The following is a 12,196-nucleotide window of genomic DNA, read 5'->3' on the forward strand; positions in this document are numbered from 1 at the left end:
ACAGGCGCGCGGCGCCGGGCGATCACGGTTCCCGGATCGCTTCGTCCAGCCCCTTCGTCAGGGGCCACAGCAGATACGACAACACGGTCCGCTTGCCGACCACGATCTCCGCGGTCAGGGTCATGCCCGGCAGCAGGCGCGCGTGCGGGTCCATGTTCTTCAGCTTCCCGCCGCCCAGGTCGATGCGGCTGACGTAGTAGGCATCCGTGCCCGATTCCGCGTTCGCCGTGTCGCGCTTGAACGCGTCCTCGGACAGGGTGCGCACCTTGGCTTCCAGGGTGCCGTGCTTCTGGAACGGGAACGCGTCGAGCTTGATGTGGGCGACGTCGCCCGGCTTCACGTGGCCGACGTCGAGCGAATCGATCTGCACTTCGGCGTCCAGCGCGGTCCCCAGCGGCACGAGCGTGAACATCTTTTCGGCGGCCTGCGCGACGGAACCCTGCGACAGCTTGGCGATGTCCTGCACCATGGCATCGGCCGGCGCGGTCAGGATCACCTTGTCGCGGCGCAGCGTGCCCTTCTTGATCTGCTCGGCCGTCGCGTCGCGCTCGCGCGTTAGGTTCAGCAGGTCTTCCATGATCTTCTGGCGCCAGCCGTTCACGAACGCGCGCTTCTCCGCCTCCAGGCCGGCCAGCGCGCGGCGGATCTCCGGCTCCTGGTTCTTCGCGAGCGTGTAGTCGCGCTCCACTTCCATGCGCTTGTTGCGTGCGTCCAGCAGGTTGACCTTGGCGCCGAATTTCTGGTCGACGAGGCGTTCCTGCATCGTCTCCACCTCGCGCAGCGATTTCGTCCTGTCGCCCAGCACCTGCTGGTCGCGCACGTTCGTGTCGAGCGAGGCGCGCGTCTTGGCGATGTTCTCGTCCAGGCGCGCCATCTGCGCGGCGAAGTTGGCGCGGCGTTCTCCCGCCAGCTTGTCCTGCAGTTGCGTGTCGGCCGACACCTTGCCCGTCTCGGCCAGGGTCCCGCGGCCGGCCAGTTCGGCCTCGAGGCGTTTCACCTGCGTGTCCAGGCTGTCGAACTTCAGGCGGAGTTGCGCCTGGTCGGCGTCGGCGTCCGTCGGGTCCAGGGTGGCGAGGCGCTCGCCCTTCTTGACGACCTGGCCGATGCGCACGTCGATCGAGCGGATGATCGACGTCTCGATCGGCTGCACCACGATATTCGACAACGGGGTGGTCAGCCTGCCCTGCGCCTTCACCACCTCGTCGATCTCGGCGATGCTGGCCCAGCCGAGGAAGCACACGAGCATCGCCGCCAGTGCGTGCACGGTGATGCGCGCGTACGGCGGCAGCGGACGGCGCTCGATCTCGTCGGCGTCCGGCAGGAACTCGATGTCGGTCGGATCGAGCGCGGTCACAGATGACTTGTTTGCTGGTTCCATAATTGAATGTAAGTAGAGCAGCGCGTCAGGAGTTCTTCATGGCGGCCCGCGTCCATCAGCTGGCCGCGCTGCATGACCAGGATCGAATCGGCGTTGACGAGCGTCGACAGGCGGTGCGACACCATGATCACGGTGCGGCCGACGGCGATGCGCGACAGGTTGTTGATGAAGATCGCTTCGCTTTCGGGGTCGAGCGCGCTCGCGGCTTCGTCCAGCACGAGGATGCGCGGCTTGGCCAGCAGCGCTCTAGCGATCGACAGGCGCTGTTTCTGGCCGCCGGACAGGTTCGACGCATTCTCTTCCAGCATCGTGTCGTAGCCCTGCGGCATGCGCTCGATGAATTCGTCGGCGCCGGCAGCACGTGCCGCCTCGACGATGTCCTCGAAGCTGGCCTCGGGCATCGTCGCGGCGATGTTCTCGCGCACCGTGCCGTGGAACAGGAAGTTCTCCTGCAGGACGACGCCCACCTGGCGGCGCAGGTGCGGCAGGTCGATCTCGCGGGCGTCGTAGCCGTCGAAGCGGACGAGGCCCTCCTGGATGCGGTACAGGCCGTGGATGACCTTCGTGATCGTCGTCTTGCCCGAGCCGCTGCGGCCCACGATGCCGATCACGCTGCCTTCCTTGATCTCGAAGGTGGCGCGGTCGAGCGCGTTGTTCTGCGCGCCGGGATAGCGGAACACGACGCCGTCGAATGTGATGTTGCCGCGCAGTTCGGGACGCAGGCCGCCGGTGCGGCCTTCCGGCGCGCGGTTCATGACCTCGCCCAGCATGCGGATCGACAGCGCCGTTTCCTGGTATTCGTTGACGAGGCCCACCAGGGCGATCAGCGGCCCGCTGACGCGGCCGGACAGCATCTGGAAGGCGATCAGGGCGCCGACGGACAGCGTCTGGTCGAACACGTCCTGGGCGCCGATCACGATGATCACGACGGGCAGCAGCTTGCCGAGGAAGTCGGTGATGGCATTGCCCGTGATGGAGATCTGGCCCACGCGGAAGTGCTGGTTCAGCGCATTGGCCGAGCGCTGGTCCCAGGCGCGGCGCTGCATCGGCTCGATGGCCAGCGCCTTCACCGTGCGCATGCCGTGGATCGTTTCCACCATCAGCGCCTGGCGCTGGCCTTCGGCCGTGTACAGATCGTTCAGGCGGCGCTGGAACGTGGGCACGAGCACCGCGACGATGCCGCTGATGAGCAGCGTAAACAGCAGCACGATCATCGCCAGCTTGACGGAATAGCTGAACAGGATCGGCAGCAGGATGAACAGCGCGGTCAGGTCGAGCGCCGTGAAGAACATGCGGCCCGTGAGGAAGCCGCGGATCTTTTCCATCTGCTGCATGTGGCGCACGACCACGCCCGCGGACGTGGTCTCGAAATAATCGATGGGCAGCGACAGCAGGTGCGCGAACGTGCGCCGCGTGAGGCGGATGTCGATCTTGTTCGTGGCCCACAGGGTCAGGATCTGGCGCATGAAGCCGAACGTCGATTCGAACAGCAGCGCGATGCCGATGCCGGCCGCCAGCACCCACAGGGTCGAGACGCTATGGTGCACGAGCACCTTGTCGATCACGAGCTGGAAGAAGATCGGCGACGCGAGGCCGAGGATGTTCATGGCCATCGCGGCGATGGCGATGTCGCGGAACGCGGCCTTCTGCTGCAGGATCTCGGGAATGAACCAGCGCAGGCCGAACGGCTGGCGCGTGTCGGACAGCTTCGACGTGCGCTTGAGGAACAGGACTTCGCCGCTCCACAGCGACTGGAATGCGGCCGGATCGAGCATCTTGACGGTCCCGAGGTCGCCCAGCGGATCGAGTACCGCGAGCACGCCGCCGTCGTCGCTGCGCGCGCCCACGACGATCATGCTGTTGCCGTCTTTCAGACGCGCGAGCAGCGGGAACACGCCCTTCTGCCCCAGCAGCTTGTCGACCGTCAGCTGGCGCAGCTTGGCCTTCAGCCCGATGCTCGAGGCCATCCCCAGCAGCATGGACGACGAGGGCTCCTCCGCGTTCAACGCGTAGTCGTGGATCAGGCGCTCCGGATTCACTTGCAGGCCGTGATGCTGCGCGATGGCAGTCAGGCATTGCAGAGTTGTATGAGGGAATTTGTCGGCCATTAGGGAACTAATAGAAGCGAAGTGCGGCAGACCGAGAGATTACCTTGTTGTTGACCAGAATTGTTGCTGAACAGCACTGTGTTACGCCCCTTATTCTTGGTTTGTCGCAATTTGGACGCAAAAAAAGGCAAGACCGATAACGGTCTTGCCTTTTTGCTGTCAAAGCGGGCCGGCGCGAACCGGCCCCATGCTAGCGCGTTACGGCTCTTTATTTGCGGCTGCCGGTGGTGAGGAAGCCCGAGTCGTGCGGCGTCGTCACCGACTTGGCCAGCGATTCGGCCGTCGACGTCATCGCCGCGTTCGCACCGCTCACCTTGTTGCCGTTGGCGTCGAACTGCTTCATCACGTCGACCATCGTGCCGACCGAAGCCAGCAGGCCGGTCTGCGCGCCCGCCAGGTTCGGCAGGGTCAGGCCGCCGGCCGCCACGCCCGCATCGCCGGCGTTGAAGGCCGTCATCGCCTGGACCATGCTGCCGACCTTGCTGCTCAGCGAGGTCGCGGTCGCCGCGGCTTCCGCGGCCGACTTGTCGGTCGTGAACCACACGTCGCCCGTGGCGGCCGTGGAGCCGTCGGTCTTCGTGAAGGTCGACTGCATGCCGATCCAGTTGCCGTTGTCCTTCGCCGCGGTCTTGTCGCCGTTGACGTTGATGCTTGCCACGTTCAGCGATGCCAGGCTCTTCAGCTCGCCCGATTCGCTGACGCCGTCGCCGTTCGCGTCGACCCACACCTTCAGGTTGCTGTAAGCAGCATCCTTCGAGTCGATCACGCCGTCGCCGTTCGCGTCCAGCTGGGCCAGTGCTTCGTAGCCGTTGGAGGCGTTCTGGCCGCTCGCCAGCTTCGTCGACGTACCGAACAGCTCGCTACCGTCGTCGATCGAACCGTTGCCGTTGCGATCCAGTGCCAGCAGGCCGTCGGTCGCATCCGCCCAGCCCGTCGTGACCTTGCTGCCGGTCGCGAACAGGTCGAACTGCACGCCCTGGGCGATGCTCTTCGTGTGGATGCCGTCGCCGTTCAGGTCCAGCACGATCGGGCTGCCGACCTTGAGCTGCTGGATCTGTGCCGTCGTCATCGAGCCCACCTGGGCCGACGTCAGCGCATGCACCTGGCCGGTCGTCAGCGCGGCAACCTGCGTCGTCGTCAGACCGTTCTGGATCTGGTTCGTCGTCAGTGCCTGGATCTGGTTCGTCTTCAGCACGGCGATGTCGCGGGTTTCGAGCGTCGAGATCTGGCTGGTCGTCAGCGACGACAACTGGCCGGTCGTCAGCGCCTGCACCTGGCTGGTGGACAGCGCGACGATCTGGTTCGTCGTCAGGCCGTTTGCCACCTGGCTCGTCGTCAGCGCGCCGATCTGCGCCGTCGTCAGCGAGGACAGCTGGTTCGTCGACAGGCCGGCCGAGATCTGCGCGGTGGTCAGCGCCGAGATCTGGCTGGTCTTCAGCGCGATCAGGTCGCGGGTCTCCAGCGCGGCGACCTGGTTCGTCGTCAGCGCACCCAGCTGGGCCGTCGTCAGGGCGGCGGCATCGGCCGACGTCAGGGCGACGATCTGGTTCGTCGTCAGGCCTGCCTGCACCTGGGTCGTCGTCAGCGCGGCGATCTGGTTCGTCTTCAGCGCGGCGACGTCGGCGGTTTCCATCGCGGCGACCTGGTTCGTCGTCAGCGCGGCGACCTGGGCCGTCGTCAGCGCGCTGGCCTGGACCGTCGTCAGCGCGACGATCTGGTTCGTCGTCAGGCCTGCCTGCACCTGGCTGGTCGTCAGGGCCGCGATCTGGGCGGTCGTCAGCGAAGCCAGTTGCGAGGTCTTCAGACCGGCCGAGATCTGGTTCGTCGTCAGTGCCTGGACCTGGTTGGTCTTCAGCGCGGCGAGGTCGGCGGTTTCCATCGCAGCCACCTGGTTCGTCGTCAGGTTACCGACCTGGGCCGTCGTCAGCGCGGCAGCCTGGGACGTCGTCAGCGCGACGATCTGGTTCGTCGTCAGGCCTGCCGAGATCTGGTTCGTCGTCAGCGCGGCGATCTGGCTCGTCTTGAACGCGGCGAGGTCACGGGTTTCCAGCGCGGCGACCTGGTTCGTGCTCAAGGCGGCGGACTGCGCGGTGGTCAGCGCGCCAGCCTGGGCCGTGGTCAGGGCAACGATCTGGTTCGTGGTCAGGCCTGCGGACACCTGGTTCGTCGACAGCGCGGCGATCTGGGCCGTCGTCATCGACGACAGTTGTGCCGTGGTCAGGCCGGCCGAGATCTGGTTCGTCGTCAGCGCCTGCACCTGGCTCGTCTTGAACGCGGCGAGGTCGCGGGTTTCCAGCGCGGCGACCTGGTTGGTCGTCAGCGCGGCGGTCTGGCCGTTGGTCAGTGCGGCGGCTTGGGCCGTGGTCAGGGCGACGATCTGGTTCGTCGTCAGGCCGGCGGACACCTGGTTCGTCGTCAGGGCGGCGATCTGGCTCGTCTTCATGGCGGCCAGGTCGTTCGTTTCCATCGCGGCCACCTGGTTCGTGGTCAACGCGGCGGTCTGGGCCGTCGTCAGGGCACCTGCCTGGTTCGTGGTCAGGGCGACGATCTGGTTCGTCGTCAGGCCAGCCGACACCTGGTTCGTCGTCAGCGCGGCGATCTGGGCGGTCGTCATCGACGACAGTTGTGCCGTGGTCAGGCCGGCCGAGATCTGGTTCGTCGTCAGCGCGGCAACCTGGTTCGTCTTGAATGCGGCGAGGTCGGCGGTCTGCAGTGCGGCGACCTGGTTCGTCGTCAGCGCGGCGGACTGCGCAGTCGTCAGCGCGCCAGCCTGGGACGTGGTCAGGGCGACGATCTGGTTCGTCGTCAGGCCAGCCGACACCTGGTTCGTCGTCAGCGCGGCGATCTGGTTCGTCTTCATGGCGGCCAGGTCGGCCGTTTCCAGCGCGACGATCTGGTTCGTCGTAAGCGCTGCCATCTGGCCGGTCGTCAGGGCACCCGCCTGGTTCGTGGTCAGGGCGACGATCTGGTTCGTCGTCAGGCCGGCGGCCACCTGGCTCGTCGTCAGCGCGGCGACCTGGGCCGTCGTCATCGACGACAGTTGTGCCGTGGTCAGGCCGGCCGAGATCTGGTTCGTCGTCAGGGCGGCAATCTGGCTCGTCTTGAACGCGGCGAGGTCGGCGGTTTGCAGCGCGGCGACCTGGTTGGTCGTCAGGGCGGCGGACTGCGCGGTCGTCAGCGCGGCAGCCTGCGACGTGGTCAGCGCGACGATCTGGTTCGTCGTCAGGCCGGCGGCAACCTGGCTCGTCTTCAGGGCGGCGATCTGGCTGGTCTTCAGCGAAGCGAGATCGGTCGTTTCGATCGCGGCGACCTGGTTCGTCGTCAGCGCGCCGATCTGGCCGGTCGTCAGGGCACCTGCCTGGTTCGTGGTCAGGGCAACGATCTGGTTCGTCGTCAGGCCGGCGGCCACCTGGTTCGTCGTCAGCGCGGCGATCTGGGCCGTCGTCATCGACGACAGTTGTGCCGTGGTCAGGCCGGCCGAGATCTGGTTCGTCGTCAGCGCGGCGACCTGGCTCGTCTTGAACGCGGCGAGGTCAGCGGTTTGCAGCGCGGCGACCTGGTTGGTCGTCAGTGCGGCGGACTGCGCGGTGGTCAGCGCGCCAGCCTGGGCCGTGGTCAGGGCGACGATCTGGTTCGTCGTCAGGCCTGCGGACACCTGGTTCGTCGACAGCGCGGCGATCTGGGCCGTCGTCATCGACGACAGTTGTGCCGTGGTCAGGCCGGCCGAGATCTGGTTCGTCGTCAGCGCGGCGACCTGGCTCGTCTTGAACGCGGCGAGGTCGGCGGTTTGCAGCGCGGCGACCTGGTTGGTCGTCAGTGCGGCGGTCTGCGCGGTGGTCAGCGCGCCTGCCTGCGAGGTGGTCAGGGCGACGATCTGGTTCGTCGTCAGGCCGGCCGACACCTGGTTCGTCGTCAGCGCGGCGATCTGGTTCGTCTTCATGGCGGCCAGATCGGCCGTCTCGATCGCGGCGACCTGATTCGTCGTCAGTGCGCCCATCTGGCCGGTCGTCAGGGCACCCGCCTGGTTCGTGGTCAGGGCAACGATCTGGTTCGTCGTCAGGCCCGCGGCCACCTGGCTCGTCGAGAACGCGGCGATCTGGGCCGTCGTCATCGACGACAGTTGTGCCGTGGTCAGGCCGGCCGAGATCTGGTTCGTCGTCAGCGCCTGCACCTGGCTCGTCTTGAACGCGGCGAGGTCGGCGGTTTGCAGAGCTGCAACCTGGTTCGTCGTCAGCGCGGCGGTCTGCGCGGTCGTCAGCGCGCCTGCCTGCGAGGTGGTCAGCGCGACGATCTGGTTCGTCGTCAGGCCGGCGGACACCTGGTTAGTCGTCAGCGCGGCGATCTGGTTCGTCTTCATGGCGGCCAGGTCGGCCGTCTCGATCGCGGCGACCTGGTTCGTCGTCAGTGCGCCCATCTGGCCGGTCGTCAGGGCACCCGCCTGGTTCGTGGTCAGGGCAACGATCTGGTTCGTCGTCAGGCCGGCGGCCACCTGGCTCGTCGTCAGCGCGGCGATCTGGGCCGTCGTCATCGACGACAGTTGTGCCGTGGTCAGGCCGGCCGAGATCTGGTTCGTCGTCAGCGCGGCGACCTGGTTCGTCTTGAATGCGGCGAGGTCACGGGTTTCCAGCGCGGCGACCTGGTTGGTCGTCAGGGCGGCGGACTGCGCGGTCGTCAGCGCGCCTGCCTGCGAGGTGGTCAGCGCGACGATCTGGTTCGTCGTCAGGCCGGCGGCAACCTGGCTCGTCTTCAGGGCGGCGATCTGGCTGGTCTTCAGCGAAGCGAGATCGGTCGTTTCGATCGCGGCGACCTGGTTCGTCGTCAGCGCGCCGATCTGGCCGGTCGTCAGGGCACCCGCCTGGTTCGTGGTCAGGGCAACGATCTGGTTCGTCGTCAGGCCGGCGGCCACCTGGTTCGTCGTCAGCGCGGCGATCTGGGCCGTCGTCATCGACGACAGTTGTGCCGTGGTCAGGCCGGCCGAGATCTGGTTCGTCGTCAGCGCGGCGACCTGGCTCGTCTTGAACGCCGCGAGGTCAGCGGTTTGCAGCGCGGCGACCTGGTTGGTCGTCAGTGCGGCGGACTGCGCGGTGGTCAGCGCGCCAGCCTGGGCCGTGGTCAGTGCAACGATCTGGTTCGTCGTCAGGCCGGCGGACACCTGGTTCGTCGACAGCGCGGCGATCTGGGCCGTCGTCATCGACGACAGTTGTGCCGTGGTCAGGCCGGCCGAGATCTGGTTCGTCGTCAGCGCCTGCACCTGGCTCGTCTTGAACGCGGCGAGGTCGGCGGTTTGCAGCGCGGCGACCTGGTTGGTCGTCAGTGCGGCGGTCTGCGCGGTGGTCAGCGCGCCTGCCTGCGAGGTGGTCAGCGCGACGATCTGGTTCGTCGTCAGGCCGGCCGACACCTGGTTCGTCGTCAGCGCGGCGATCTGGTTCGTCTTCATGGCGGCCAGATCGGCCGTCTCGATCGCGGCGACCTGATTCGTCGTCAGTGCGCCCATCTGGCCGGTCGTCAGGGCACCCGCCTGGTTCGTGGTCAGGGCGACGATCTGGTTCGTCGTCAAGCCCGCGGCCACCTGGCTCGTCGAGAACGCGGCGATCTGGGCCGTCGTCATCGACGACAGTTGTGCCGTGGTCAGGCCGGCCGAGATCTGGTTCGTCGTCAGGGCGGCAACCTGGCTCGTCTTGAATGCGGCGAGGTCACGGGTTTCCAGCGCGGCGACCTGGTTCGTCGTCAGCGCGGCGGTCTGCGCGGTCGTCAGCGCGCCAGCCTGCGAGGTGGTCAGCGCGACGATCTGGTTCGTCGTCAGGCCGGCCGACACCTGGTTCGTCGTCAGCGCGGCGATCTGGTTCGTCTTCATGGCGGCCAGGTCGGCCGTCTCGATCGCGGCGACCTGGTTCGTCGTCAGTGCGCCCATCTGGCCGGTCGTCAGGGCACCCGCCTGGTTCGTGGTCAGGGCGACGATCTGGTTCGTCGTCAGGCCGGCGGCCACCTGGCTCGTCGTCAGCGCGGCGATCTGGGCCGTCGTCATCGACGACAGTTGTGCCGTGGTCAGGCCGGCCGAGATCTGGTTCGTCGTCAGCGCGGCGACCTGGTTCGTCTTGAATGCGGCGAGGTCACGGGTTTCCAGCGCGGCGACCTGGTTCGTGCTCAAGGCGGCGGACTGCGCCGTGGTCAGCGCGCCTGCCTGGGCCGTGGTCAGGGCAACGATCTGGTTCGTCGTCAGGCCTGCGGACACCTGGTTCGTCGACAGCGCGGCGATCTGGGCCGTCGTCATCGACGACAGCTGGTTCGTCGTCAGGCCGGCCGAGATCTGGTTCGTCGTCAGCGCCTGCACCTGGCTCGTCTTGAACGCGGCGAGGTCGCGGGTTTCCAGCGCGGCGACCTGGTTGGTCGTCAGCGCGGCGGTCTGGCCGTTGGTCAGTGCGGCGGCTTGGGCCGTGGTCAGGGCGACGATCTGGTTCGTCGTCAGGCCGGCGGACACCTGGTTCGTCGTCAGGGCGGCGATCTGGCTCGTCTTCATGGCGGCCAGGTCGGCCGTCTGCAGCGCGGCGACCTGGTTCGTGGTCAGCGCGGCGGTCTGGGCCGTCGTCAGGGCACCTGCCTGGTTCGTGGTCAGGGCGACGATCTGGTTCGTCGTCAGGCCAGCCGACACCTGGTTCGTCGACAGCGCGGCGATCTGGGCCGTCGTCATCGACGACAGCTGGTTCGTCGTCAGGCCGGCCGAGATCTGGTTCGTCGTCAGGGCGGCAACCTGGCTCGTCTTGAATGCGGCGAGGTCACGGGTTTCCAGCGCGGCGACCTGGTTCGTCGTCAGCGCGGCGGACTGCGCGGTCGTCAGCGCGCCTGCCTGCGAGGTGGTCAGCGCGACGATCTGGTTCGTCGTCAGGCCGGCCGACACCTGGTTCGTCGTCAGCGCGGCGATCTGGTTCGTCTTCATGGCGGCCAGATCGGCCGTCTCGATCGCGGCGACCTGGTTCGTCGTCAGTGCGCCCATCTGGCCGGTCGTCAGCGCGCCTGCCTGAGCCGTGGTCAGGGCGACGATCTGGTTCGTCGTCAGGCCAGCGGACACCTGGGCGGTCGTCAGCGCGGCGATCTGCGTGGTCACCATCGACGCCAGCTGGTTCGTGGACAGGCCGGCCGAGATCTGGTTCGTGGTCAGCGCGGCAACCTGGCTCGTCTTGAACGCGGCGAGGTCGGCGGTCTGCAGTGCGGCAACCTGGTTCGTGGTCAGCGCGGCGGTCTGCGCGGTGCTCAGTGCGCCTGCCTGCGAGGTGGTCAGCGCGACGATCTGGTTCGTCGTCAGGCCGGCGGACACCTGGTTCGTCGTCAGCGCGGCGATCTGGTTCGTCTTCATGGCGGCCAGATCGGCCGTCTCGATCGCGGCGACCTGGTTCGTCGTCAGGGCGCCGACCTGGCCGGTCGTCAGGGCGCCCGCCTGGTTCGTCGTCAGGGCGGCGATCTGCGTGGTCGTGAGGCCGGCCGAGATCTGGGTCGTGGTCAGGACAGCCAGGTCACGGGTTTCGATGGCCTGCAATTGGTTGGTCGTCAACGCACCAAGCTGCGTCGTCGAAAACGCAGTCATGTCGGAGGTCGCGAGAGCGACGATTTGGGAAGTAGTCAGCGCCTGTATCTGGGCGGTGCTCATTCCGGTGATAACTGATGCCATGGTCGATGAACCTTTAATATATTGAACGTTGTCCGAATGATCGCCGCCCGATGCGCGATATCAGTGAAAGACTATTTCCCTAAGGATACATTTTATTGGTGCGCTTACGAATGCTTTACGGCAACAAACCGGCCAACTTGAGGCATTTTCGGTTGTTTTTTCTCCACAACGCTCTCTCAACCACGCTTTTTATCCCTTCGATAATTCATCCGGATCGGCTTTTCCAGCCAAGCGGCGCTTGACGTTTCTTGCGTTGCCGTTAGGAAATTGCTTTCGGCAGAAGAGAAAGGCGACAGCCGAACGCCTGCCATTAAGTCCGCAGGGCAACTTTCTTGCAATTCAATGGAGTTGGCAAATTAATAATCGATTGGCGACGGGCGACGGCTCGGGCGAGGTTGTCGTACGATAGACACAGTCCCGTTCAACCACGTATCCCATGCTCCCGAATACTCGCCTGATCCTCTTGCTGCTCGGCCTGCTCGGCGCCAGTGCGACGCTGCTCGCCGCCGAACGCGGCGCCCGTTCCGCGCCCGTGACGCCGGTTCCCAGCCTCGACGTGCCGCGCTACATGGGCGCCTGGTATGAAATTGCAAAATACCCGAACAGGTTTCAGAAACAATGTGCCAGTAACACGACGGCGCATTACAGCCTGCAGCCGGACAAGACCGTGCAAGTCATCAACCGCTGCCGCCGCGCGGACGGCACCATCGACGAGGCGGTGGGCACGGCGCGCCAGCTGGGCGGCCCCACGTCGCCCACGCTGAAGGTCCGGTTCGCGCCCGCCTGGCTGTCGTTCCTGCCGATGGTGTGGGGCGACTACTGGGTGATCGACCTCGACCCGAACTACCAGCTCGCCGCCGTCAGCGAGCCGGGGCGGGACTATCTGTGGATCCTGGCGCGCACCCCGACCGTGTCGCGCCAGGCGTACGGCGCCCTGCTCGAGCGGCTGGAGCGGCAGGGGTTCGATTTGAGCAAGCTGGAGATGACGCCCCAGGCGGCGTACTGACAACACTCGGCGGCGGCAGCAGCGGTAAACGCTTGCCAACG

Annotated in this window: 4 protein-coding genes; 1 reads left to right on the forward strand and 3 read right to left on the reverse strand. The window is 66.5% G+C overall.

The features are described from left to right. Positions 1-22: 22 nt before the first annotated feature. The 3 genes from ACEN9G_RS09070 to ACEN9G_RS09080 all read right to left on the reverse strand — a co-directional run bounded on the left by ACEN9G_RS09070 (position 23) and on the right by ACEN9G_RS09080 (position 11,065). On the reverse strand, positions 23-1,354 hold the full coding sequence (locus ACEN9G_RS09070) for an HlyD family type I secretion periplasmic adaptor subunit (RefSeq protein ID WP_413339413.1): 1,332 nt from the start codon (positions 1,352-1,354) through the stop codon (positions 23-25). Beyond that, positions 1,351-3,486, reverse strand: a complete 2,136-nt coding sequence (locus tag ACEN9G_RS09075; protein WP_413339415.1) for a peptidase domain-containing ABC transporter — start codon at positions 3,484-3,486, stop codon at positions 1,351-1,353. Before ACEN9G_RS09075 ends, ACEN9G_RS09070 begins: the two co-directional genes overlap by 4 nt. A 208-nt stretch (positions 3,487-3,694) precedes the next feature. Continuing rightward, positions 3,695-11,065, reverse strand: coding sequence for a beta strand repeat-containing protein (locus ACEN9G_RS09080; protein WP_483126586.1), 7,371 nt, complete (start codon positions 11,063-11,065; stop codon positions 3,695-3,697). Positions 11,066-11,585: 520 nt separating this feature from the next. Here ACEN9G_RS09080 and ACEN9G_RS09085 point away from each other — a divergent pair. Further along, positions 11,586-12,155 carry a lipocalin family protein gene (locus tag ACEN9G_RS09085; protein WP_413344374.1) on the forward strand — a complete coding sequence of 190 codons (570 nt, stop codon included), beginning with the start codon at positions 11,586-11,588 and terminating at the stop codon, positions 12,153-12,155. Positions 12,156-12,196: the final 41 nt, after the last annotated feature.

The sequence above is a fragment of the Massilia sp. Masssp94 genome, from assembly GCF_059491305.1.

Coding starts and splice junctions, on each gene's coding strand:
- ACEN9G_RS09080 (WP_483126586.1), bottom strand. CDS start 11,065: ATGACTGCGTTTTCGACGACGCAGCTTGGTGCGTTGACGACCAACCAA.
- ACEN9G_RS09085 (WP_413344374.1), top strand. CDS start 11,586: ATGCTCCCGAATACTCGCCTGATCCTCTTGCTGCTCGGCCTGCTCGGC.
- ACEN9G_RS09075 (WP_413339415.1), bottom strand. CDS start 3,486: ATGGCCGACAAATTCCCTCATACAACTCTGCAATGCCTGACTGCCATC.